Source organism: Paenibacillus sp. WG02, assembly GCF_055396115.1.
This window is the reverse complement of the sequence record NZ_AP036016.1, coordinates 5,913,090-5,939,693: the sequence shown is the minus strand read 5'-3', so window position 1 is coordinate 5,939,693 and position 26,604 is coordinate 5,913,090. Positions and strand designations below refer to the sequence as shown.

20 protein-coding genes and 1 pseudogene are annotated in these 26,604 nt (G+C 45.4%); all 21 read left to right on the top strand.

The genetic code is table 11. The features are described 5' to 3' along the window. The first annotated feature begins 62 nt into the window (after nt 1-62). Nucleotides 63-899 carry a tyrosine-protein phosphatase gene (locus ACBP55_RS26830; RefSeq protein WP_464645921.1) on the top strand — a complete coding sequence of 279 codons (837 nt, stop codon included), beginning with the start codon at nt 63-65 and terminating at the stop codon, nt 897-899. 194 nt (nt 900-1,093) lie between these two features. Continuing rightward, nucleotides 1,094-3,376, top strand: coding sequence for a beta-glucosidase (locus ACBP55_RS26825; protein ID WP_464645920.1), 2,283 nt, complete (start codon nt 1,094-1,096; stop codon nt 3,374-3,376). A 17-nt stretch (nt 3,377-3,393) separates the two neighbouring features. Continuing rightward, nucleotides 3,394-3,594, top strand: a complete 201-nt coding sequence (locus ACBP55_RS26820; RefSeq protein ID WP_464645919.1) for a hypothetical protein — start codon at nt 3,394-3,396, stop codon at nt 3,592-3,594. A 418-nt stretch (nt 3,595-4,012) separates the two neighbouring features. Beyond that, a complete protein-coding gene (locus ACBP55_RS26815) occupies nt 4,013-4,924 on the top strand; it encodes a dihydrodipicolinate synthase family protein (RefSeq protein WP_464645918.1) in 912 nt (303 codons plus the stop codon). 130 nt (nt 4,925-5,054) lie between these two features. Continuing rightward, nucleotides 5,055-5,258, top strand: coding sequence for a hypothetical protein (locus tag ACBP55_RS26810; protein WP_464645917.1), 204 nt, complete (start codon nt 5,055-5,057; stop codon nt 5,256-5,258). Then, nucleotides 5,203-6,471, top strand: coding sequence for an ABC transporter substrate-binding protein (locus ACBP55_RS26805; protein WP_464645916.1), 1,269 nt, complete (start codon nt 5,203-5,205; stop codon nt 6,469-6,471). The genes ACBP55_RS26810 and ACBP55_RS26805 overlap by 56 nt, the downstream gene beginning before the upstream one ends. Before the next feature lie 75 nt (nt 6,472-6,546). Continuing rightward, on the top strand, nt 6,547-7,422 hold the full coding sequence (locus ACBP55_RS26800) for a carbohydrate ABC transporter permease (protein ID WP_464645915.1): 876 nt from the start codon (nt 6,547-6,549) through the stop codon (nt 7,420-7,422). A gap of 13 nt (nt 7,423-7,435) precedes the next feature. Next, nucleotides 7,436-8,278: a carbohydrate ABC transporter permease gene (locus tag ACBP55_RS26795; protein WP_464645914.1), complete on the top strand. Its 843-nt coding sequence runs from the start codon at nt 7,436-7,438 to the stop codon at nt 8,276-8,278. A gap of 26 nt (nt 8,279-8,304) precedes the next feature. After that, nucleotides 8,305-8,994 (top strand): N-acetylmannosamine-6-phosphate 2-epimerase, encoded by a 690-nt coding sequence (locus ACBP55_RS26790; protein WP_464645913.1) that lies wholly within the window; start codon nt 8,305-8,307, stop codon nt 8,992-8,994. A 3-nt stretch (nt 8,995-8,997) separates the two neighbouring features. Beyond that, nucleotides 8,998-9,882, top strand: coding sequence for an ROK family protein (locus tag ACBP55_RS26785; protein WP_464645912.1), 885 nt, complete (start codon nt 8,998-9,000; stop codon nt 9,880-9,882). Nucleotides 9,883-9,947: 65 nt separating this feature from the next. Further along, nucleotides 9,948-10,802 (top strand): MurR/RpiR family transcriptional regulator, encoded by an 855-nt coding sequence (locus ACBP55_RS26780; RefSeq protein WP_464645911.1) that lies wholly within the window; start codon nt 9,948-9,950, stop codon nt 10,800-10,802. Nucleotides 10,803-10,835: 33 nt separating this feature from the next. Continuing rightward, nucleotides 10,836-11,318: a NanQ anomerase/TabA/YiaL family protein gene (locus ACBP55_RS26775; RefSeq protein ID WP_464645910.1), complete on the top strand. Its 483-nt coding sequence runs from the start codon at nt 10,836-10,838 to the stop codon at nt 11,316-11,318. 5 nt (nt 11,319-11,323) lie between these two features. Next, on the top strand, nt 11,324-12,409 hold the full coding sequence (locus ACBP55_RS26770) for a Gfo/Idh/MocA family protein (protein ID WP_464645909.1): 1,086 nt from the start codon (nt 11,324-11,326) through the stop codon (nt 12,407-12,409). A gap of 22 nt (nt 12,410-12,431) precedes the next feature. Further along, on the top strand, nt 12,432-13,526 hold the full coding sequence (locus tag ACBP55_RS26765) for a Gfo/Idh/MocA family protein (RefSeq protein WP_464645908.1): 1,095 nt from the start codon (nt 12,432-12,434) through the stop codon (nt 13,524-13,526). Nucleotides 13,527-13,659: 133 nt separating this feature from the next. Beyond that, nucleotides 13,660-15,228 carry a response regulator gene (locus tag ACBP55_RS26760; RefSeq protein ID WP_464645907.1) on the top strand — a complete coding sequence of 523 codons (1,569 nt, stop codon included), beginning with the start codon at nt 13,660-13,662 and terminating at the stop codon, nt 15,226-15,228. Nucleotides 15,229-15,256: 28 nt separating this feature from the next. Continuing rightward, a complete protein-coding gene (locus tag ACBP55_RS26755) occupies nt 15,257-18,016 on the top strand; it encodes a cache domain-containing sensor histidine kinase (RefSeq protein ID WP_464653417.1) in 2,760 nt (919 codons plus the stop codon). 128 nt (nt 18,017-18,144) lie between these two features. Then, a complete protein-coding gene (locus ACBP55_RS26750; protein ID WP_464645906.1) occupies nt 18,145-19,101 on the top strand; it encodes an ABC transporter permease in 957 nt (318 codons plus the stop codon). 18 nt (nt 19,102-19,119) lie between these two features. Further along, entirely contained in the window at nt 19,120-19,992 is an 873-nt protein-coding gene (locus ACBP55_RS26745) for a carbohydrate ABC transporter permease (protein WP_464645905.1), read from the top strand. A 45-nt stretch (nt 19,993-20,037) separates the two neighbouring features. Further along, nucleotides 20,038-21,759 (top strand): type 2 periplasmic-binding domain-containing protein, encoded by a 1,722-nt coding sequence (locus ACBP55_RS26740; protein WP_464645904.1) that lies wholly within the window; start codon nt 20,038-20,040, stop codon nt 21,757-21,759. A 22-nt stretch (nt 21,760-21,781) separates the two neighbouring features. Continuing rightward, complete coding sequence (locus ACBP55_RS26735) at nt 21,782-23,125, top strand: sialidase family protein (RefSeq protein WP_464645903.1); 1,344 nt, start codon at nt 21,782-21,784, stop codon at nt 23,123-23,125. A 48-nt stretch (nt 23,126-23,173) separates the two neighbouring features. Then, nucleotides 23,174-25,971, top strand: a pseudogene (locus ACBP55_RS26730) (glycoside hydrolase domain-containing protein). Nucleotides 25,972-26,604 lie beyond the last annotated feature (633 nt).

The window sequence follows — 26,604 nt, the reverse complement described above, 5'->3', positions numbered from 1 at the left end:
GAGGGGGGGATTTTTATGGTGATGAGATTGAATAATAAATATTTCGCTAAAGAGGTGCAGCTATGTCAATAAGCCAATTTGCCGCATATCCCGCCAATCGGGTCATTCCCTTCGAAGGCGTGCATAATTTCCGAGATATGGGAGGCTATCAAACGTCCGATGGCCGCAAAGTAAAATACGGCCTTTTCTTTCGTTCAGATCACTTGACCGGTTTAACGGAGCAGGATTTAACATTCTTGCAAACGTTGAATATCAAAACGGTTTTCGATTACCGCGGCGATCATGAATCGCGCATAATGCCGGATCCGGTTCTCCCTAATGCAAAAAATATACGGATACCGGCGAACACTGAGGATCAGCATAAGCAAATGAATTTGCCGGCCGCTCCTGAAGGGGAGGAACAGCAAGGTCATATTCTGAAAGAATTGGTTAAAACCGACTTCTTCAAAAGTTTCCAAGCAGAAACCTACATGACGGAATTGTATACGAAACTTCCGATTAACAATCATTCGTTCAAACGATTAATGGAAACGATCCAGGATCCGGATCAATTGGGGCTACTGCATCATTGTACGTCGGGCAAAGACCGAACCGGGGTCGGAGCCGCTCTCATCTTACTTGCGCTGGGTGTCTCCGAACAAACGGTCATGGAAGACTATCTCTTAAGCAATGAGACGCTGAAATCGTTCAACAGGAATCTTCTGAAACGGTTGGCTGAACAAGCGGACGAAGCAGTTTTGCAAAATTTGAACCATATGCTCACGGTTAACGAAGCGTTCTTGTCAGCCACTTTGGGGTCTATCAAGAATACGTATGGAGGTTATGATGCTTATTTTTCTGAAGAATTCGGCTTAACAAAGTCGAGACGGGAAGCTTTGCAGAGCATGTGTTTGGAATAAAGGGGAAAACAATCGTGGTAAATTTGGCGGCAAATCCGTTTTTTTGCAGGAAGAGGATATTCAGTGGGTCCGAGAAACGCTGGCTGTGATGGATGTGAGGGAAAAAGTCGGAATTCTATTCCAGCGTTATTTTGTGGAAGGAATCGCGGGCTCGGTAAAGGGATAACGACATTGAATATGTGGAGGGATTCGATTTGAAAGACCGAATCAAGCAATTGATCAGCCAACTGACTCTGGAGGAAAAAGCCGGATTATGCTCGGGCCTGGATTTCTGGCATACAAAAGGCGTTGAACGGCTGGGGATCCCGTCCATTATGCTTACCGACGGACCTCATGGTCTTCGCAAACAAAAAGGCGATTCCGATCATTTGGGTATTATGGATAGCGTGCCGTCTACATGCTTCCCTTCCGGTGCGGGATTAGCCTGTTCATGGGATCGGGATTTGATCCGTAAGGTCGGCGAGGCGCTCGGCGTCGAATGCCAAGCGGAGGATGTCGGGATTTTGCTTGGGCCGGCTGCCAATATCAAACGTTCCCCGTTATGCGGCAGAAATTTTGAATACTTTTCAGAGGACCCTTATTTGTCAACCGAGATGGCGGCGAATCATATCGCAGGCGTTCAAAGTCAAGGCGTAGGAACGTCGCTCAAGCATTATGCCGTCAATAACCAAGAGCACCGAAGAATGTCCGTGGATGCGGTTGTAGACGAACGAACCCTTCGAGAAATTTATTTGTCCAGCTTTGAGGGTGCTGTTAAGCAGGCTCAGCCTTGGACCGTCATGTGCGCATACAACAAGGTGAACGGAGAGTATTGCTCCGAGAACAAGTACTTGTTGAACGATATTTTGAAGGAAGAATGGGGATTGGAAGGGTTCGTCGTTTCGGATTGGGGCGCCGTGGATGAAAGGGTTCCTGGTTTGCTCGCCGGTCTGGAATTGGAGATGCCTTCAAGCAACGGAGCGGGCGATCGTAAAATAGTCGAGGCTGTACGGAACGGGAGCATGTCCGAGGATATAGTCGATCAAGCGGTAGAAAGAATACTGACGATAGTCTTTAGGGCAGCGGAAAATAAGAAGACCGTGACCTTCAACCAAGAAGAGCATCATCAATTAGCCAGGGAAGCGGCTAGGGAAAGCATGGTGCTTTTAAAGAATGAGCGACACATTCTGCCTTTATCCAAGGACGCGACTATCAGCGTTATCGGAGATTTTGCGCAGCAGCCTAGATACCAAGGGGGAGGAAGCTCCCACATCAAGCCGACGAAGCTGGATAACATCTATGAAGAAATGACCAAGAAAGTAGCCGGTCAGGCCCAAATGTCTTATGCGAAGGGCTATAACCTGGAGAACGACGAGATCGATGAACAGCTTGTAAAAGAAGCGGTAGAAGCTGCCGGAAAGTCGCAGGTGACCGTTATTTTCGCAGGGTTGCCCGATCGCTATGAATCCGAAGCCTATGACAGGGGACATCTAAGAATTCCGAACAATCAGATGCAGTTGATTGATGCGATCGCCGAGGTTCAACAGTATATTGTCGTCGTATTGAGCAACGGAGCTCCCATTGAAATGCCGTGGATCGATAAGGTGCAGGGCGTGCTGGAAGGTTATTTGGGAGGTCAAGCGCTGGGCGGAGCGATCGCCGATTTGCTGTTCGGAGATGCGAATCCTTGTGGCAAGCTTGCCGAAACATTTCCGCAAAAGTTGTCGCATAACCCGTCCTACCTGAACTTCCCGGGTGAAGGAGATACGGTTGAATATAGCGAGGGCTTGTTTATTGGCTATCGGTATTACGATAAAAAAGAGATCGAACCGTTGTTTCCGTTCGGTCACGGGCTTAGCTATACAACGTTCGAGTACTCTGATTTGAAACTGGATCGCCAAGCTATGCTGGATACGGATCAGCTTCAGGTGAGCCTGAAGGTGAAAAATGCAGGTGACGTAGCCGGGAAAGAAATCGTGCAGCTCTATGTGAGGGACGTTGAAAGCACGGTCAGCAAAGCATTTAAAGAGCTTAAAGGCTTTAGCAAAATCGCTTTGCAGCCCGGTGAAGAGAAGACGGTACGTTTTATCCTCGATAAGCGGGCATTCGCGTATTACAACACGGACATCAGAGATTGGCACGTTGAAAGCGGAGATTACGAAATGATGATCGGGCAATCAGCCGCCGAAATTCGTTTGAAAGAAACCTTACAAATACAATCCACCGTTCTCATTCGAAGAACTTACACGCGAAATACAACGATCGGAGATTTAATGGCGGATCCTTATGCTGCAGATATCGCTCAACAATTTTTGCGGGGATTCAAAGGAAATCCTTTGTTCAGTGCTGCGAACGACGAAGGTACATCGGAAATGTTCGCCGCCATACTGAAATTCATGCCTTTGCGTGCCGCCGCTGCCTTTAGCCAGGGAGCATTTACGGAAGAAATGCTGAATCATATGGTTGAACGGCTGAATGGAACCGGATCAGATATGTAAAAGGAGGGTTAACAGGTATGAGAGCAGTCATGCTTATGTTCGATTCGTTGAATAAAAATATGCTTCCGAATTACGGATGCGATTGGATCAAGGCTCCGAACTTTGAGAGGCTCTCGGAGAGAATGGTCACGTTCGACAGGTGTTATGCAGGCAGCTTGCCTTGCATGCCCGCACGCTTGTTGCAGAATTCGTTAGAAAACTTCGAATTTGTAAAATAATTCATTGCAACGTATAAAAATTCATTTATACCTAGTCTGGTACCTAACCAGACTAGGTATTTTTAGTTAAAGGGGAGGACAATCGTGCTTAATTATAATTTGTATTCCTTTCATTCAATATACTCATACTAATTTGAGGTGTGTACTCAATGGGAACAAAAATTTAAATTATAAGAGTGATATCATGAATAAAACATTTGAAAACAAGGAGTCTGTAATTACGGGGGCAGCTAATAAAATCGGTTTTGTAGGCTTAGGTGAAATGGGATTACCTATGTAATTATCGTCAGTTGTTGGAGGAAGTCATTGGTGGAAATTTTTTTTATAAATTAGAATTTGGTGAAATTAATTTACAGTTTTGAATTTATGTGATACTGTTGATCTTGCCAAACATTATAAACATTAGGAGGGGAATTCATTGAGATTAGAAAAGTTCCGTGGAATCATACCGGCTTTTTATGCATGCTATGACGATCAAGGAGATATCTCAGAAGCCCGAACCAACGCATTATGTGATTATTTGTATGAAAAAAAGGTTAACGGCGTCTATGTCGGAGGAAGTTCTGGTGAGTGTATCTACCAAAACCTAGACGAACGTAAAGCGGTGCTTAGCTATGTAGCCAACCGTTTGAAAGGCAAAATGACGTTAATCGCCCATGTGGGAGCACCTTCTACAAGAGACAGCATTGAATTGGCGAAACATGCAGCAGCTTTGGAATATGATGCCTTATCTGCAATTCCGCCTATTTATTTTAAGCTGCCGGACAGCTCGGTTTATAAATATTGGAATGAAATTATCGAAGCAACTCCACTAGATTTCATTATATATAACATCCCTCAAACGACAGGTTATACGTTGACGACATCGCTATTCGAGAAACTTCTTGCCAATCCTAAAGTTATTGGAGTTAAAAACTCATCGATGCCAACGATGGACATCGAACGATTCAAAAGAGTCGGCGGAGACAATGTCGTCGTATTTAATGGCCCGGATGAACAGTACGTCGCAGGAAGAATTATGGGCGCTGATGGCGGAATCGGAGGCACCTACGCGGCTATGCCGGAACTATTTTTGCAGGCGAATGAATTCTTCCTTCAAGGCAAGTTTGAAGAAGCGAAACGTATCCAAAGCCATATTAATGACATCATTATCGCGCTATGCTCGCTGAATGGGTCCATGTATGCCGTTATTAAAGAAGTTCTGAATCGTAGAGGCGTAAACATTGGCAGCGTTAGAGGGCCACTCGAAGGAATTAGCAACGAAGATATGGGACGAATCGATAACATTATTACTATGATCGATGAAGCGACTCAACAATTCTGCAAATGATGAAAAAAACCTTGTATGCTTTGGGGACTCCAATACGTGGGGCTACAACGCGGAAACGGATGCGAGATTCGAAAGATGGCGAATTTTATGCAGAGACAGATCACAAATATATTAGACAAGGGGTAGATCTATGATGAAAAACAAACGCTTTCCTATAGCTGTTTTGGCTTTGACGATGTTGGCTTCGATTGTTGCAGGCTGTACAAGCGGTAATAAAGAAGCTACCAATACTAGCAATGCAGGACAACAATCTACCGGTAAAAAGGTGGGAGCTGAAAGTGTGGCTGACACCACAGTGGAAAGGTGTTATGGATTCCACAGAACCAGGCGCTGACTATGACAGCTTCTTGAAAGCCGCGGCTGACAAATTCACGGCGCAATACAAAAAGTATGATGCCAAAATTAAAGTAGAAGTTATTGCAGGCGACCAACGCGATCAGCTTCTCAATGTCAACTTAAGCAGCGGCACGGCGCCAGATGTATTTTTTGAAAGCGTTTTTGCAATGGGCGATTATGTTCACCGCGGTGCCTTGGTACCGTTAACTGATATTGTGGATGATGCATCCAAAGCCGATATTTCCAAAAACTTTTGGGATGCGGTGACCTTCGGTAAAGATGTTTACTTCTATCCGTTCCAACATAATCCAGGAACTTTGGTCTATAACGCGGACATGCTCAAAGCAGCTGGACTAGAGAAGTTCATCGGTGGACCGAACGAAATTAAGACATGGACATTAGCGGAGTATGAGCAAATTCTGAAAGGTCTGAAAGACAACCTGCCGAAAGACAAATATTCCAATGCTTATCCGATGTCACTTTATGCTGTCAATAATCAAGGGGATACATGGAACCTTGCGTATATGAGAATGTTCGGCAATAAATTCTTTGATGATAAAGGGAATATCGTGCTAGATGATGCGAACGGTGTTAAGGCTGCGTCTTGGTTGAAGAAAATCAGAGATGCAGGTTACACGAATCCGGGACCTGAATCGGTATCGTCCAATGATGCGAACGGGATGTTCCGCAATCAGCAGCTAGCGATTAGCTTTACGAATCCGGTCTTGTTCAATAATACCAAAGCGGATATGGCTAGCGGCAAAAGCGCCAAGTTCGATGCACGTCTTGCCAACATTCCGTCCGAAAGCGGAGATCCGTTGTCCTTTACGTACGTAGTAGGAGCGAGCGTTTTCCAAAATAAAGACAAAGCGAAAGTCGAAGTAGCCAAAGATTTTGTTAAATTCTTCTCCACAGATCCGGAATTGGTCAAGGCGTCCAAGAATGGTATCCCTGTAAGAAGTTCCGTTTCCAAAGAACTTAAGGACATAAACCCACTCTTTGCTGCTTATGATGCAAACTCCAAGTATCTGTTTAATTTCAGCGGCAACGTTCCAGGCTATAGTCAATTAAGAGAAGTTCTTTATCCAGAACTTCAAGCCCTATATACAAGTTACAAAACACCTGAGCAGGTTGTGAAGGATTATCAAACCAAAGGCAATAAGGTCATTCAATCCAATAAAGAGAACTCGGTTATTTATCAAACGAAGTAATGAATAATCAATAAACGATTAACGGCCTTAGGATCAACGAGATCCTAAGGCTGCTAATTAGAAAGGAAAACCGCTATGAGAATACGTAGTCAATCCATCAAAGATAGTATCACCGGTTACTTGTTTATTTCTCCGCAGATGCTGATTTTCTTAGTTTTCTTGGTATATCCGATTATTGAAGGTATAAGACTTAGCTTGTATCGGATCAATTATCAATCTGAAAAGTTTGTTGGACTGGACAATTACGTCGCGCTGTTTAACGATCCAGTATTTTTTAAAGCGCTTATCAACACGGTTGTGTTCGTTGTTTTTATCGTTATTCTTACGGTCGGATTCGCGTTGTTTGTAGCTTCCGCTGTATTTGACAAGAATGCCAAGTATGTTTCATTCATTCGAGGTAGCTACTATGTACCTGTAATGGTTTCTATGGTTGTCATGAGTATGGTATGGAGTTTCTTACTGAATCCTGCTAATGGGCTAATTTCTTATTTCTCGCAGGAAATGGGTCTAGGCACTGTTAATTTACTGGGGAAAACAACAACGGTTATGCCGGTTATTATATTCGTAACATTCGCTACAAACGTTGGGCAAGCGATCATTCTCTATATCGCCGCGATGCTAGGTGTACCTAAGGATTTATTTGAAGCGGCAGAAGTGGATGGCGCGAGCAGATGGCAGGTTATTTTCAAAATATTAATTCCTTCTGTCCAATCCACAACGGTGTATATTGTGATCATCAACATCATTGCTGTTTTGAAAATATTCGTTGTTATTCAGCTCTTAACAGGCGGAGGACCGAATAATTCTTCCGTGACGCTGATGTACTATCTCTACAATAACGCATTTAAATATAATCAACTTGGCATGGCTTCTGCTGTTGGGGTTATTATGTTCGTGATTACGCTATTGTTGTCCGTGCCTCAGTTAAGAAGCTTAATCAAGGAGAAGTGAGGGGGGATTCAGCATGTCGAAGTCTAACAACAAGAAGAAAATGGAGCGATTTGATCTCATATCGAATGTGATCATCTTCATCCTAGCGATTTTTAACTTGTTTCCATTATATTGGTTGTTTACAAGTTCACTTAAGAACAGCTCGGATGTTGTGAAAATGCCGCCTGACTGGTGGCCGACCACGATCACTTTCTCCAACTATGCGGATGTGTTTCAAAGCCAACCGGCTTTAAGATGGGTATTCAACAGTGTGTTTGTTTCTGGCGCCACCACGGTCCTTGTGATCGCTGTCGGTGCGATGGCAGCTTACGCCTTTTCGAAGATTACGTTCAAAGGCAGCAATCTCATCTTCATCATTTTTGTTTCGAGCTTGATGATTCCTAAAGAAATCATGATTGTCCCTTTATTCAGAATCACTCAGCAATTCGGGATGGTTAACAGTTACAGCGGCATGATCTGGCCGAACGTGGCCACTGCATTTGGTGTGTTTTTGTTAAAAGGCTTCTTCGATGCGACTCCGAATGCGTTAAGAGAAGCCGCTAGGATTGACGGAGCCGGGGAATGGAAGACTTTCATGCAAATTATGCTGCCTATTGTTAAACCAGGTATTGGCGCATTATTTATCTTAAACTTCGTGCAAGTATGGAACGATTACTTATGGCAGTCCGTCGTTGGACAAGAGAAAAACATGAAAACGTTAATGGTCGGTACTGCAACCTTAATGCAGGATCTTAATCCGAATTTCGCATATAAAATGGCGGGAGCAACGGTCGCTGCAATTCCAATGCTGTTAATCTTCGTATTATTCCAGCGTTACTTTACCCAAGGAATGACGGCCGGTGCAGTTAAGGAATAAAAATTTAAGTGTGGAGGTGGAACCGGATGGATACAAATAAAACTATTCTGGATATGATAAAAAGAAAATTGGTCGTTTCTTGCCAAGCTTTGCCGGAAGAACCGCTGCATAGTCCTTTTATTATGGGGAGAATGTCCTATGCGGCATATTTAGGTGGAGCCTCGGGGATTCGTGCAAATAGCGTAGAGGATATTCAAGAAATCAAGAAACATGTGAATTTACCGATTATCGGGATCATCAAACAAGTGTACAAAGGCTCCGATGTCTTTATCACGCCTACCCTGAAGGAAGTAGATGCGCTTTATCAGGAAGGCGTAGAAATGATCGCGATGGATGCGACCGATCGCATAAGGCCGGATGGTTCTACGATATCGGAGCTATTTCCGAGGCTAAGAGCGAAGTACAAGGATCAGCTCTTTATGGCGGATTGCTCCACCTATGAAGAAGCTGTCAGGGCTGCTGAGCTTGGGTTTGACTGTGTGGGGACAACGTTATGCGGTTATACGGAAGCTACGAAAGATAAGTCTTTGCCTAATTTCGAATTGGTTGAAAAACTCGTGAGTACGTTATCCATTCCCATCATCGCAGAGGGTGGCATATCGACACCCGAGGAATTGAGAAAATTATTTGATCTAGGTATCTATTCGGCTGTTGTGGGATCAATCATTACGAGACCGATGGAAATTACCAAAAAATTCGTAAGGGCTATCCTATAACCTATGACAATGAAAATCTTAGCGGCGGATATTGGCGGTACCAACACCAAGATGGGCATTTGCGATGAACGAGGAAATATCGAACAATTTAAGGAATATCCCACGGAAAGCCTGATGGGAGGTCCACATGTCATCGAAAAATTGCTTAGCGAGCTGGCGGCATATGCGGATTACGATGCCATCGCGATTAGCACAGCCGGACAAGTTAATTCCGATGAAGGGTATATTGTGTATGCGAATGACAATATTCCCAATTACACAGGAATGAAAATTAGGGAGATTGTTGAAAAGCGCTTCCATAAGCCTGTTATGGTTGAAAATGATGTCAACGCGGCAGCATTGGGCGAGGCCTATTTTGGCGCAGGGGAATTGTTTCAGGATTTCTTATGTCTTACGTTCGGGACCGGTATCGGCGGATCTATCGTCATCGATCGTCAAATATATCGAGGAGCTAACGGGGTGGCGGCGGAATTCGGCCATATCGTTACTCATCCGTTATCGGGAAAGAGCGATGGGGAAGGTAAGCCTTACTATGAAACATACGCCTCAGCGACAGCATTGGTTCGAATGGCTCAACAAGTGGATTCGGAATGTGTGGACGGGAAGGTTTTTTTTGGTAAGATAAGATTAGGAAACGAACCATTACAACAAATCTTACATGCGTGGACGGCTGAGGTAGCCATAGGTCTAGCTTCTCTCATTCATATTTTTAATCCCTCGGCGATTATTGTAGGGGGCGGTGTGATGGAGCAAGATGAGCTTGTTCGGTTAGTCGAGGCACAAACGCAAGAGTTGATCATGGAAAGTTTTGCAGACGTGAAAATTCTTAAAGCTTCCTTAGGAAATAAGGCTGGTTTATTGGGCGCGGCCTCATTATTCTTACGCTGAAAGAGGCGCATTAGCATCACTACTGCGCATCATGTCTGAATCTTGGGGTAAAAGAGGGTGACAGTTTGCGCGCAATCAATATTTTTACAACCATTCATTCTAAATATAACAACCTGACAAATACGGAAAAAAAAGTGGCGGACTATGTCCTGGAGAACTTGAACAGTGTTGTCTATATGTCGATTACGGACCTCGCAGATGTTTGTGGAGTTGGCGAATCCAGCATATTCAGGTTTTGCAAGTCCTTGAGTTATAAGGGCTACCAAGATTTCAAAATTGCTCTGGCGCATAGCATCACCGTGGAAAATGAAATTCCGCAGCTGACTGAGAAGGTTTTGATGAATGATTCAATCGGACAAGTTGCTTCCAAGGTGTTGTCAACCAACATTAGTGCGTTGAACGAAACGTTTAATTTAATTGATAGCTCCAAAATCGATGAAGCCATTAACTTTTTGCTCCAAGCAGAAAAAGTTATATTTTTCGGTGTAGGCTCATCATTAATGACGGCTATGGAAGCGAAAATTAAGTTCATGCGCATCACGAACAAAACGGAATGCACAATCGATTCACATCTTCAGATGATGTCGGCGGCATTGATGACGAAACGGGATGTCGCTGTGATCATTTCGTATTCCGGTTCAACCAAGGATTCGATTGAGGTGGCGAAAAAGGCAAAGGAATGCGGGGCAACCGTCATTTCGATTACACGCTTTGTAAAGTCTCCTTTAACTTCGTATTCTGATCTTACGCTGTTATGCGGCGCAAATGAAGGTCCTCTGCAAGGTGGTTCCTTGTCGGCGAAAATTTCGCAGCTCTATTTGTTAGATGTCTTATATGTTGAATATTTCAAAAGATCCTACGAGGAATCGATTAGGAACAAGGAAAGTACGGCGGAGTCCGTGGTCGTGAAATTGCTTTGAGGTATTACACATGTACAACTGGGGGAATGGACCATGATTTTAGGTACTATGTCATTGTGGGAAAAGCAACGTAAATTTGAGCATACAGTTATCGCGACGGCCTTAGAGGAACTTAATCTACTGTTTAAAGGAAACTCACCTGAAGGTCGAGTTGAGATCAACGGTGATAAGATGTACGTATCGTTTATGGAATTCGATGCTAAACCGATGGATGAGCAACTTGCCGAAAAGCACGAGTCATATATTGATATCCACTACCTGATCGAAGGCGAAGAGACGATCGGTTGGTCTTCGCAGCGGGAAGATGTCCAAGCGGTTAAAGCCTATGATAGTGAACAGGATTATGCGTTGTATGATCCTTCGGCAGACGAGATTTTACTTCATCTCAAGCCTGGCATGTTCGCCGTCTTTTTCCCTAACGATATTCACAGACCTGGCATGGGGCAATCATCGAAAATCAAGAAAGCAGTAGTCAAAGTTCATGTGGGGCTGTTACATCCATATGCGAGGGAATAGAGGAGATGAAAAACGTTCGTTTCGGAGTTGTCGGCAGCGGCTATTTTGGAGGGGAACTTGCAAGGGTTTTGAACCGGCTTGAGGGTTCACGGGTTGTTGCCGTTCATGGTGGAAGCAGAGCAGTCTCGCTGTCCGAGGAGCTGCAATGCGAAGCGATTGACCGCTTGGAGGATATGATGAATCGGGATGATATTGACGCTATTGTAGTGGCCAGCCCGAACCACGTTCACAAAGATCCGGTTATTCAAGCCGCCAAGCATGGAAAGCATGTGTTCTGCGAAAAACCGATTGCCCTTACATCGAGCGATTGCGAAGAAATGGTCGTGGCGTGCCGTGCATCCGGCGTTTTGTTTATGGCCGGTCATATCATGCATTTCATGAACGGCGTACGCCAAGTTAAGCAATGGATCTTAGACGGAGAGATCGGCCGTCCGATCGTTTGCCATTCGGAAAGAACCGGCGGGGAGGACCAACAGACGACCGTCAGTTGGAAGAAAAACAATGCCACCTCTGGGGGCCATCTGTTTCACCATATTCACGAACTTGATTTTTTGCAAGCGATTATGGGACCGGCGGTTTCGGTTTGCATGGCCGGAGGCAATTTGGCGCATCAAGGGGAAGGCTTCGGCGACGAGGAGGACGTCTTGTTGCTGACACTGAAATTCGCCGACGGGACGCTCGGCACGATGCAGTACGGGTCCGGATTTCGCTGGGGCGAGCATTTCGTCAAAATTAACGGAACGGAAGGCGCCATTCTTCTCGATCTAAAAAATTCGAAGGTCGAACTGAATAAAGGCGGATATATCACCAGCCATAATTTGAATTACTCCGCGGAGGAGGACCTGGAACGCGCGCAATCGTATCAAAAAGTCGACAGCGGCGTAGCCTACGGGACTGCTGTTTCCAAGATGCCGCACTGGTTGGCGACACTGATCGAGAAGGAAATGACGGCATTCCGGGACGCCGTTCAAGGGAAGCCGGTGCAGGAAAGCTTACAATCGCTGTTCGACGGGACCGCAGCCTCAACGTCCATTGCTACAGCTGAGGCGGCGATGGCTTCTCTCCGTACGAAGAGATGGGTCTCCTTGTGATGACACGAAGGAGGGGGAAGCGATGACTTTGTTGAGATTTGGCGTTATCGGCTGTGGAAATTTCGGAGGCGAGCTCGCCAGAATTTTGAATGAATTGGAAGGTACGAGACCGGTTGCTGTAGTTGGGGGAGCGGACGATAGCGCCAAGCTTCTGTCGGAAGAGCTGCATTGCGAAACGGCTGCAAGCGTCGAAGAACTTGTCGCCCGCGATGACGTGGACGCGGTCATTGTGGCCAGTCCGAATCATCTTCATAAGCAGCATGTCATTCTTGCGGCTCAGAACGGCAAACATGTGTTTTGCGAGAAGCCAATTGCGTTATCTCTGGCCGACTGCGAGGAACTGATTGAAGCTTGCCGGAAAGCCTCTGTCCACATGATGGCCGGACACATCCTTCATTTCTTGAGCGGAGTTCAGCAGGTCAAGCGCTTGATCGCTGCTGGGGAAATCGGGAAGCCGATCGTAGCGCACGCGGAACGGACAGGCTGGCAGGATAGGCAATCCGGAAGCGGCTGGAAGCATGATCCTGCGCAGACCGGAGGGTATTTGTTTCATTTTATCCACGAGCTTGATCTTGTGCAAACGTTTCTTGGTCCGACTGCATCCGTTGTACTGGCGGGTTCATGCATAGATCCTACACATGATGCCTCAAGCAATCCGGATCACTTGCTGCTGACGATGGAATTTGCAAGCGGAGCTTTAGGTACGATGCAGTATGGTTCTGGATTTAGGCAGGGTGAGCACTTTGTCAAAATCAACGGGACGGAAGGTGCTGTGCTTTTTGACTTTAAACGATCCGAAGTAGTCGTGAAAAAAATAAACGGGATTGAAGCGTTTGGCATTAACGGACAACCGGAAGAAGACGAGGACCGTGTCAACGGCTACAGGCAAGTAGAGGGGAAAGTTGTATTCACAAGCCCGACAACCCGCCCGCCTCTTTTCTTAAGGCAACCGATGAGGTTGGAGATGACTCTTTTTCGCGATGTGATCGTTGGCAAGCCGGTGGACCCGGAGTATGTCACACTTTTCGACGGGACCGCAGCGCGTTCTTCGATCGCGGCCGCAGAGGCCGCAATGGACTCGCTTAAGGAGCAATCCTGGCTACGAGTCAAGCCATAAAAATTAGATCAGGGAGAACCGCACGCGCCGCAGCAGGATGGGCTTATGCGGTTTCTTTATTGTACGCTTGTATGTCTATCAGGAATAAGGAAAAATGTACGATATTTTCTGTAATGACACGGGGGCGAGGCCTATGTATAAAGTTCTAATAGTAGATGATGAAAAAAACATCAGGGAAAGATTGGTCACATCGTTTCCATGGAATGAAACCGGATTTCAAGTCATCGGCTCCGCCAGTGATGGTCAGGAAGCTCTTGAGCTTATTGAACAGCATGTTCCTCATGTGGTTTTGACGGATATTCGGATGCCGGAAATGAATGGTCTGGAGCTTGCCAAAGCCATCCAGGAAACGTATCCACATATTAAAGTTCTTATCCTTTCGGCCTATGATGATTTCAAATACGCCCAGGATGCCATTCGTTTCGGGGTAAAAGGATACTTATTGAAGCCTGTCATGAAAGACGAGATTGTTGACGTTATGAGTGGCCTGGCCATCGAGTTAAAGAAAGATGAAGAAATAGAGTATGGAAAAAAGATAGGGATTCCGGGTGCACGAGAAGAATCGATGTTGATTAACCTCATCAAAGGTGAAAATGTAAATCAGTATGATGCCCCTTGGCTTCGTAATTATATGAGGATCATCGTTTGTTCGTTCGGAAAGTCGTTTGAACAGGAACTGGGGTTGTCCATTCGGAGCTTTATCACAGACATCACGATGGAATATTGGAAGGAAAGCTATACTTCGGTATTATTTTACGGTAACCAATTAGTTCTGTTTGCACACGATACACGGCCGATCAGCAAATATGATCTTAAGGGGAAACTTGAAGATTATTTCGATTTGCTGAAAGCGTCGATCATGTCGAGCTTTGGAAAAGAGTGCGAGATGTCGATCAGTGTAGGCAATATGATCAAGGAACCGGATCAGATCTCTACTTCCTTCAATCAAGCGATCTATGCCTTGAGTTATAGATACTTCGAGGATCATCATTCGATTCTTTTTTACCAGGATTTATTAGTAGCAGGTTCAGATGAACACGCCAAGGAGAAAGCAAATGAGCATTTAAACATCATCATGGATCGATTGATGCATTCCGTCCTTTCCCGCCAAAATAATGAAATTTCTTCCAGTCTTCGGGACTTTTTTGATGCTGTGGAGCAAGGCAAACGTTTAAAAATAGAAGAAATCAGAATTGCCTTTTCGGAAGTTATCCTGTCTCTTCCATTGAAAGCCAAAGAAAAAGGGCTGCCGATGCCTTCTTTGGATAAGAAGAAGGCATTAGAGTTTATACACGCCGCCCATTCCCTCGGTGATTTGAAAAAATGGCTGAAACAAATAATCGAAAGAATTTTGGACGCTCCTGTCGAGGAGAGTGATAAAAACCGTTACGTACAGCTAGCCAAACAACACGTCCACAACCGCTATTCCGAAAAAATCACCCTAGAAGATATGGCTGGGCAATTATTTATTCATCCGGCCTATTTCAGTTCGATTTTCAAAAAAGAAACCGGACATAATTTTATCGATTATGTAAATGAAGTCAGGGTTCGTAAGGCCGTGGAATTGTTGAAACACAATGATTGTAAGATAAAGGATATTTCCGTTATGGTCGGTTTCCCTACCCATTCTTATTTTAATAAGATTTTTAAGAAAGTGATGGGCGTCAAGCCTCTTGTATTTCGGTCCAACCATACTTGCTAACATCACGGGGGGGCTTATTTTGTATCGGATGATGAATGGATTTCGGAGGATTTCGTTTCGGAATTTTCTTATGTTGTTTTCTTTAGGCGCTATGCTCATTTTATTATTGTTACTCAGCAGTGTTTTTTTTGTTAAAATCAAACATTTTATTGAGGAAAAAAAGCAGTTTGTCATCAGCACTCGAATGAACCAAATTTCCTTTGAGTTAAACACGAGCCTTAGCAACACTTATTTTATGTTAAACCATTTAACGACGAATGAGCGGCTTACTGACTATATTCATGAATTGAGCAATCACGAGACAAATTCCATCGATAAGTACCGTCTTTCCAAGGATTTTGAAAAATATTTATATAACAGCAGACAAGAAAACGAGTTCATCGACTCTATATTAGTGATTACTTCCCAAAGTCAATTCAGTTCCGACCACAAATATTTGGATTTCGACCTTAACGGGATCCAAGTGGGAAGCCAGTTGGAGAAGGAGCGTAATTTGGTGCTTCTGAAGAAAGCCGCCGAAAGCCTCATCCCACCCACTGGGCCCGAACCTAGAAATGGACTGGCGAATGCGATAAAAGAGTTGGATAAGCAAATGTTTTTTGCCGCAAATATCATAGATAGAGATGGGGTCAATAATGGGGTTATATTGATTCTGCTTAACCCTCATTATTTGAAGGACGCCATTCCTTACAACGAGAACATATCGCTGTTTGACGCCAACCGCCAGTTGATTTTCACTGGAGGTGAGATTGGGCCATCTGTTGTTGATGAGTTGAAAGGTGTAAAGGCCCCCAAAGAAGGCTTCGTATTTCTCACTGAAAAAGGTCTTGAAGCTCATTATACGACCATCCCTTTTAATGAGTTTCAGCTGGTTTATGTGGACCGGATGGACTTTTATCATGAACAGCTCATTTTAATGGTAAAATTAACGGCCGCCACTTGTTTGTTGGCCTTATTCGTTGCTCTAGTGTCCTCTAGGGTGATTTCAAACAAAATCCTGAAACCGGTTTATCAGGTCATCAAATTATTCAAGACCTATGATTTTACCAAAGACAACTGGAATGATTACGGGGAATTAACGACGAACAAAAGCTACTTAAATCTTAGAGACCGCTTTTTGCTTTATTTTGTCATCACCATATTGCTGCCGCTTATTGTCTACATGGTTATCTTTTATTGGCAATCCTCCAAAATTGCGGTTGACGATTTGAAAAAGAGCCATTATTCGTTGTTTGAGAAAACGGCCAGTTATTTAGACCATGATATCAATCAAAAAGAAGTGTTGATGGCCAGGATTTCGTTGGATACGGTAGTTCAGGATGATATCGTGACGAAGGATACCAAAACGTTGGAAAAAGAACTGCTTTATGAGAATCATGATTTGGGATTGAATCGGGATGTCATCAGTATTTATGACCGCTCCAACAGCTTGATATTTTCAAATCGATATAAACAAATCGGGGAGCTGGACCCTGCTTTTTACAATAAAATGAAAACATCAGGCAGGGTAATCAGTTATCATCTGACCAAAGATGACTTCGGTAATGCTTCAATCGTCTTGGGAATGCCGATTATATCGCTGGAGAAATATCCGGAAATTGTAGGTTATATTACGGTGGACTTGGATAGCGGATACCTTTCCAATCTTTATGGTGAATTCAAGCAAAACGGTAGTGAGATGTTTATCGTCGATCGGGAATACCGGGTTGTATCCCATCCTGTTACCGGGCAGATCGGAAGGGTGTTGGATATGCCGATTTCGAGTGGAAGCCATATGCAGCAGGAGGGATCCTACGGGGGGAAATATTATGACTTCACGAAGGAAATCAGTGGTGTTCCTTGGACATTCATTTCCAGGTACAACTATTCGGATGTGGAGCAGCAGGTCATCGACTTGTTTTTAAGCAATTCGTATCTATTCTTCCTCATTTTCCTTCTCATGCTGCTGTTTTCATTTTATATGTCGCAGCGCATGCTGAAACCACTCGGTAGACTGAACCAGATGTTGAATGATTACGAGCTGGGAGAAAGCCTTCGCATCGTTTTGGAACGCGTATCCGGAATTGACGAAGTGGACCTGCTGAGCCGCAATTTCAACCAAATGGTCAGAAGAATAGATGATCTGGTTCATGAGACGCTTGTTGCGGGCCAAGAACGAGTCAAACTGGAATACGAGAAGAAAGAAATTCAAATGATCGCCTTACAATCACAAATCAATCCGCATTTTCTGTACAATACATTGGATAATCTCATTTATCTTGTCGAGACAAAAGATGTGGACAAAGCCGTCGAAATGATCAACTCGCTTAGCCGGTTATTTCGTTATATTACGAACCGCGAACAGATGATTCGAATGAACGATGAAATCAAGTATTCCAAAACCTATATAGGCATCATGTCATGTCGGTATGATAATTTTCAATGTATGTGGCACATCGATGATGGCGTGCTGGCGTGCGGCACCATGAAGCTGATCCTGCAGCCGATTATTGAAAACGCCATTCATCATGGGGCGCGGAACACAAGAAAACATGTGACGATTGAAATTTACTGCCTGCTGCAAGAGGAAACCATTCGTGTTGTCGTAAAGGATAACGCATTAGGCATGCAGGAGGAACAATTATTGGAGGTTCGCAAACAGCTTGCGGACCCGGGGGTGAAGAAGGCGGGCATTTATAATGTGAATGCACGTATCAAATTGAATTTCGGAGAAGCTTACGGATTGAACATCGACAGCAGTTACGGAGAAGGTACGACTGTAACCATCCTCTTTCCGGCAAATCTATAACAGCAGCGGAAACATATAAAGATTGTGGTACAACATCTATAGATCGTATCACTAATCGAAGCTGCTTTTCCTTATGATTGGGGTGTAAGCGTTACCAAACTACCAAGGAAAGGAGGGGCAGCTTTACCATGGAAACCGCCCTTCAGCAAGCCGAAATTGAAATTCGATCTGTCCGAAAAAAAAATGCAAACTGGATAAAAGCAAAGAAAATGAAAGCGCTCTACCTCATGATGCTGCTTCCGATGATTTTGTTATTCATTTTTCATTATGTTCCTCTTTACGGTATTCTGGTGGCTTTCAAGAAGTTTTCACCGGGTTTGGGGATTTGGAAAAGCCCATGGAATGATTTTGCGCACTTCAAGAACTTGTTTCATGATTCCCTCTTTATCCGAGCTTTTAAAAATACTTTGATTATCAGTTTGTTAAAGCTGGCCGTGGCTTTTCCGGCTCCCATTGTTTTGGCTGTGCTGCTGAACGAAGTCAAGAGTGTACTGTTTAAAAAAGTGGCGCAATCCGTCTCCTATTTGCCGCATTTTATGTCTTGGGTCATTCTGGGGTCCATGGTAGGCGAGGTGCTTTCCCCTCAAAGGGGAATCATCAATTATTTCATCCATGCGCTTGGGGGGACTCCGGTCAATTTTTTATCTGACACCCATTACTTTGTTCCCATGTTAATTTTGACGGATGTATGGAAGGAAATCGGTTGGGGGGCAATTATTTATCTGGCGGCCATTTCTTCGATCAATCCTGATCTCTACGAAGCGGCAGATGTAGACGGGGCCGGACGGTTCAAGAAGATGTTGCATATTACAGTTCCATCGCTCGTTCCGATGATCGTCATCTTGTTTATACTAAACCTGGGTAATATTTTGAATGCGGGTTTCGATCAGATTCTAAACCTTTACAATCCGGTCGTTTACGAGGTCGCCGACATCATCGATACGTACGTGTACCGGAAAGGCCTTGAACAGTTTCAGTTGGACTATGCGACCGCGGTCGGTTTATTCAAAAATGTAGTGGGCGTGATCCTCATTTTGGGGGCGAATGCGATAATTCGCAAACGAAGCGAACATGGCATTTGGTAGGAAGGAGGAAACAGGGAAATGCTCAAAACACGATTGTCCATTTTTGATACGTTGATTGTATTTTTCATCAGCTTATTTTCGCTTGCAGTCCTATATCCGTTCTGGCAAACACTTGTTCTTTCTTTCTCGGATGCTAATGGCGCGTCAACGCTTGGCTTTCATCTATGGCCGGAACAATGGGTGACGGTTGCTTACCAGTTTGTGTTTAGCTATCAAAATATTATTTCCGCCTATCTCAATACGATCTTTCGAACCGTAATCGGTACCGCGCTCATTGTGTTCTTCACCTTGCTGGTTGCCTATCCGCTTTCCAAGAAGGATCTGCCTTACCGTAATTATTTCACAGCCTTTTTCCTCATCACCATGTTCTTCTCGGGGGGATTGATTCCCAATTACTTATTAATTAAAAGTTTAGGTCTCCTCGATAATCGCCTTGCGTTAATTTTACCTGGAGTTGTTAATGTGTTTTCGATTATCATTATGCGTAATTTCTTGATGACGATCGATAAAGGACTTGAGGAGTCAGCGCTAATAGATGGAGCCGGTTATTTTAAAATTTTGACCAAGATCATCGTCCCTTTATCCAAACCGGTCATTGCGACTGTTGCGCTTTGGGCGGCGGTGGGGCATTGGAACGCATGGTTCGATGCCATGATTTATATCCGTGATCCTCAGAAGACAGTTCTGCAGATGGTGGTCAGGGAAATGATGGTCGCCCTGGATCTGTCGCAGACACAAATGGGCGGCGGCGGAATGTCGAACGCGAATTTGCTTCTCAGCAATGTCCGCGCTGCGACGGTCATGATTTCCATAGGTCCCATCATTCTCATTTACCCGTTCGCGCAGAAATATTTCATCAAGGGAATTATGATCGGCTCGTTAAAAGGTTGATTTCATTTGTTTACAGATATGACAAATATAGGGGAGGCAGTTCATATGAAAATTCGCTTAAAGGTTTTATATTCGGCGCTGCTAGCCGGATCCTTAGTTCTTGGGGCGGCAGGCTGCAGTCAGAAGGATGCATCCGGCGTTAATTCCGCAAGTCCGGCTCAAGGGGACAAAGCTTCGGGGCTGCCCGCGCCGGGGGACTTCTCCAAGAAGCTGGACTTGAAGCTTTCCGGGTCATTTACAAGAGGGAAAATCGAAGACGGGAACTGGGTGCAGAAGAAGCTCGAGGAAAAGTACAACATCAAAATCAATAACGTGAAGGTGGACACGTTTAACAAAGACCAGGTGCAGCTGATGGTCGCATCTGGAGATTTGCCTGATACGTTTGCCTTTACGGCGCAGTCCCTCTCGGCATCGGAATTTTACGAAAACGGCCTGACGAGAACGGTCCCGAAAGAAATGCTGAAGAAATATGCGCCCCTTTATTCCAAAATGCTGGATGAGAATGTTCCAGGCTGGGATATGAATTTGGCGCCGGGCAAGAAAGACGAATATTTGACTCTCGTCGGGTATCAGGGACATACCAAAAATTTAATTTGGGCTCCGACCTTCCGGCTCGATTGGCTTGAGAAACTGGGGATCAAGCCGCCGGGCGACATTAAGCCTATTGGAACAAGCGGCGGCCTGGAACGGATCTACTTCACGGATAAGGCGTATACGCTGGAGCAGACGGAAGAAATCCTAAAGGCCTTCACCCAGAAGGACCCGGACGGCAACGGCAAAAACGATACGTATGGCATGCTGCCGTTCAACAACGCGTTTACTTCCTGGGGAAGCACCCTGCTCGGGGCATACGGGGTAGCTAGTGGCTACAACCTGGAGGAGAACGGCAAGCTGACGGCCGCTGAAATATCCGTTAAGTACAAAGAGTTCTTGAAGATGATGGCGAGATGGAATAAAGAAGGCTTGATCGATCCGGAGTGGACGACGATCGACGTGAACAAGAGCTGGGAGAAATACAAGCTTGGCAAGGCCGGTTATTATCCGGCGCAGCCTGCTTATGTCGGTATGGACGCTTGGACGAAGGGACGCGCTCCGGCGAACATTGTGGAGAAGGACCCCGCCGTTAAATTGCTCGTGACCGCGCCCGAGATCGGCCCGAACGGGCAGCAAGGGGAAGGCGCCTTCACCCCAGTCAACAGGCTGGGCGATGCTTTCTACATTTCCAAGAAGGTGACGGATGAGCAGCTGGCGCGTATTCTGCAAATATTCGATTATATTAACTTTGATGACGATTCCCGCTGGACACTTTACGGAGAAGTCGGTACCCAATCCACATGGCAGGGAACTCCAGAGAAATCGGAGATTAAAGTCAAGCCGGAGTATCCGGAGAACGAAGGGAATATGGGCTTCTGGGCATATAACTTCAGATCGTACGATGACAAACGGGCGTCCTATCAGACCTCCGAAGCAACTACGAAGTTGAAGAGTGATTTCTTCGGCAAACCGGACGTGTTGAAGAAGATGGAAATCAGACCTTTCAAATGGGATTTGATGAACCAAACGAAATATGCCGATCTGAACAAACAATATAAAGGCCAATTGGATACGATCGTGAATGAATTCCGGTTGAAGGCCATTGCCGGGCAAATCGATATCGATAAGGAATGGGACAAATACGTTCAAAATTATTTGAATAGCGGCGGAAAAGAAATTTTGGCCGAGCTGGAGAAAGCGCCGAAAGTCGCAGATCTGTTAAACAAAAAATAATGATGGGATGTTGGTGTTGGCAATGAACAAAAGCGAAACAATCGCACTCTTTTACCCCGGCATGGCCGGGTCGGCGACCTATCGGATTCCTTCCATGATTACGACGGTCAAAGGGACGATCATCGCCGGAATTGATGCGCGAATCAGCGATATGCGGGACAACCCGAACAAAATCAATACCGTCATTCGTCGCAGCGTCGACAATGGGCAAACGTGGGGCGATGTGCAGCACCTTGTTTCTTATGCCGGTGAAGGACTGGACGGGGCGGCGGCGATTGACACTGCCCTGCTCCAGGATGAAGAGACGGGAACGATTTGGATGCTCTTCTGCCACACGCCCGGCGGTATCGGCTTGTGGGCATCCGAAGCGGGAATAGGCTTTGATGAGCGTGGCAACAGGCTGGTGTATGATGGTTCCGGGGGCGAATACAGTTTGCATCCGGATGGGCACGTCACCGATCGCGAAGGACGCGCAACGTCGTATTTCGTTGATGACGAAGGTAATGTTACTTCGGATGGAATCAGCAGTGGCAATATCTATTTGAAAAAGGGCGTGCATACTAAGGAAACCTTGTTAGAGGCAAGGACATCTTTCTTGCAAATCATCAAAAGTGATGATGACGGCTTGACATGGTCCAGGCCGATCGAGTTAAATCCCGAGGTTAAAGAAGCCTGGATGAAATTTATCGGGTCGGGCCCCGGAAGAGGTATTCAGCTGGGGTGTGGCGATTACCGGGGAAGGCTTGTATTCCCGATTTACTTTTCGAATCCCAATGGAAAAATGTCATGTGCCGTCATTTTCAGCGATGATCATGGGAAAAGCTGGCGTAGGGGCACCTCTCCTAATGACGGAAGACGTTTCAACGGACAAATTCTTTCTGCCGAGACGTTAAGCGCGGATGGTGCGGATTTGACCGAATCGCAGCTGATTGAGCTTCCGAATGGCGAGCTGCGAGTTTATTTGAGAAACCACGCCGGTTTACAGCGGACCGGAGTAGCAGTGAGCAAGGATGGCGGAGAGACCTGGAATGAGCCGGAGTATGATCAGGATCTGCCCGACCCGACATGCCAATCCAGCGTTATGACATACCCTGATTTGGGGGATGGGAAAACGAGGGTTTTGTTTGCAAACCCTGCTGATCCCCGCAAGCGGACTAGCGGAACGATCCGACTGAGCGAGGATGGGGGAAGCACCTGGAAGTATGCCAAGCAGATCGATGAGTATACGTTCTCCTATTGTTGTTTGACGGTTTTGGATAATGGGGAAATTGCACTGCTATATGAAAGTGATTTTGATTTTTCAGAAAATAAACCGATAACGGTTAAATTTACAAAGTTTACATTGGATTGGATCTCGTCATCCTGACAAGAGCCCAACTGGTACAGCCGCTTTACAGAACGAGAGGAGAGACCGATGTCCAATCCAACTTATGAACCGAAGTTTGAAACCAGATGTTTGCATTCGCTTGTGAAAGTGTTTGCCGATACCGAGTTAAACGAATCGCCGTTTTCACGCGCTACTGTTTTGCATAATGAAACGTATGCGTTCCAGGTTGCATACCGCACGAATGCTGCATACAAAAATATACAAGTATCTGCCGCATCCGATCTTTCGGATTCCATCATGATTCGCACGGTCGGTCTTGTTCCTTCGGAATTTCCGATGTATGCGGACCATGACGGTAATTTACTGCGTTCGACGCCGGGCCTGTACCCGGACCCGCTTTTTCCGATTGATCGGGATGGCGTAAATGCACTGCCGAATCAATGGCGTTCGGTATGGGTGAGCTTGGACATTTCGCAGCAGATAGCCTCCGGCATCCATTCGATTCAAATCCGTTTTGCGCTAGAAAATGGCGATATACTCGGAAGCGAAACGTTCGAGCTGGACGTCGTGCCGGTATCGCTGCCGAAGCAGCGATTGGTTCATACGGAATGGTTTCATACGGACTGTATCGCCACTTACTATGGCGTTGAGGTGTTTAGCGAGGAACATTGGCATCGTATCGAGCAATTCGTGCAAACGGCGGCCCGTCACGGGATGAACATGCTGCTGACCCCGCTGTTTACTCCTCCGCTTGACACCGCAGTTGGCGGGGAGCGCCCGACGGTGCAACTCGTCGACGTAGAGAAGGACGGAGGAACGTACCGATTCGGCTTCGATAGGCTCAAACGTTGGGTCGATATGGCCACTGTCGCCGGCATTCAATATTTTGAGTTTTCTCATTTGTTTACTCAATGGGGAGCGAAGAACGCGCCAAAAATTATGGCGATCGAGAACGGCGAATGCAAACGCATATTCGGTTGGGAAACGGATGCTCACGGCGAGGCGTACAAATCGTTTCTCGGTCAATTTTTGCCGGCGCTCGTCGACTTTATTCGGGCAAACGGGTTGAATGAACGCAGCTATTTCCACGTATCCGACGAACCCAATTTGGATCATTTGGAGTCGTACCGAAGCACTAGCGAGACAATAAAAGGTCTTCTGGAAGGCTTCCCGATGATCGACGCTTTGTCAGATTACGACTTTTATGATAAAGGTCTTGTGGAATATCCAATACCGGCCAACAATCACATCGAGCCGTTCCTCGAGAACAACGTGCCGAACTTGTGGACGTACTACTGCTGCGTGCAGTATCGTGATGTTGCAAACCGCTTTTTCGTATTCCCGTCGGTCCGGAACGGGTGCTCGGCTTACAATTGTATAAATTCCAAATCGCCGGTTTCCTGCATTGGGGATACAATTTCTGGTATTCACAGTATTCCAAAAAAGCGATCGATCCGTTCCGCGTAACCGATGCCGGTCAAGGGTTCCCTTCCGGAGATGCCTTCCTCGTTTATCCTGGGGAACAGGGACCCGTTGAATCGCTTCGCCTGGAAGTATTTTACGAAGCGATTCAGGATTTACGTGCACTTGAACTGCTGGAAAGCCAAATCGGCCGGGATGCTGTACTCCTACTTCTGGAAGAAGGCTTGGAGAAGCCGATCACGTTCAGCGATTATCCGAACGATGCCGACTGGCTTCTTGGGAAAAGGGAACAAATCAACCGTAAAATTGCCGAGTCCTCGAGCGGAGTTCCATATATTCGTTTAGGATTTACAATACCTTTTATTGATCTGTCAACCGAGAAAGAAAAGCAGGTGCTTACGGACAGAGAACCCGGCCAATATCTGGGACAACCGGATTCTGTGCTTTTAAATGACGGAACCATATACACCGTGTATCCGAAAGGTCATGGTATTGGACCGCTTATCTTGAAAAAGAGCAGCGATGGTGGCCTTACTTGGAGTGAACGTCTTAGCACAGCTGCAAGTTGGGCAACGAGTCAGGAAACACCTACGGTTTATAAAATTGAAAAACCGGACGGAAAAATAAGACTCGAATTGATTAGCGGTTTAGTTAGAGATGGAAATGTGGGCTTTCAAACCGCATACTCTGAAGACAATGGAGCAACTTGGAGTGAGCTTAAGCCTTATTTTCAAGATCAAGGTAAAGCGGGAATTGTTGCACTGGCAAGCCTAACAAGGCTTAAAAACCCAGACGATAGTTGGACCTATCGCTGGATGGGCATATTCCACGACTTTTCGTATAACAACTGGAAAACATATCTTACGTTCGATGCGAATGGGAATGAACAGTGGAGTACTCCTGTGAGGCTGCTGGCCGAGCATGACGCGATTGAGAAGTATGCGGGGCTTTGCGAAATTGAAGTGATCAGGTCGCCTGACGGAAAGCAGCTCGCGTTGCTGGCAAGGGCACAGTTTAAAAAGACCAATGCGATGATCACATTCTCCAATGATGAAGGAAATACTTGGACCGAGCCGAAGGAAATGCAAGGTGCATTAATGGGCGAGAGACATAAGGCAGAGTATGATCCGGTGTCAGGTAGACTCTTGATCACTTTCCGCGAAATCATTAGAAGAAGTGCTACTAATTTGGATGATTGGGTAGCAGGAGATTGGGTAGCATGGGTCGGCACCTATGATGACCTCGTTCATTTCAGAGAAGGCCAGTATCGTGTGAGGTTAATGGAGGATTATACGCCTTCAGTCAGAAGTGGAGATACCGGGTACGCCGGAAATGTCGTGTTGGCTGATGGCACTTATGTGCTGACATCGTATGGTTATTTTGATTCACAAGATACGAGAGCGCCTTATATTATGACGGTTCGCGTAAAACTAAGTGAACTAGATCAACGTATGAACAATTAGCCCAACTTTCCACCGATCGATTACGATCGCTCTCCACAATACATTATCCTTGATGAAAATTCGAGCAAGCGTTCGGCGACACAAACACTGTACCATTCAAAAGCCTGAAATAAAGGCATCTTAGGAACATTATTGTTGAAAATTTAAACACGAGCCTATTTGGTATCGTGTTTTTTTGTGCAGAAACGATGGTTTTGCGACAAATCATCTTACAATATCCATACGAAATGACAAAACATAATCAAGAAGGCGCCAAAAAATAAATACAATAACATCAAAATTAGTGCTAAAAAAACGACAAAACAAGTTACAATTCACATTCCTCCTATAATGAAGAAATACGATTGGGTCTAGGAATGATTAGTCGGAGCGCTCATATTTGTAGTGTTTACGATAAAGATTGTGGGTCGATTATTTGGTTATTATTTGCTTGAGTAACCCATTTTCAGCCAGCAACCTCCAGCATTACGGAGGTTGTTGCTATTTTTATCCATCAATACAATGCTTGTAACAAAAATGAGATCGCAATCGTTTCTATTTCGAATAAAAAATAGAAGAGTCAAAAGAAAGCAAAAAAGTAAATAATAGATATACAAATGTCATGGACGGAGAGTGGTTTGACCAATCGTACGG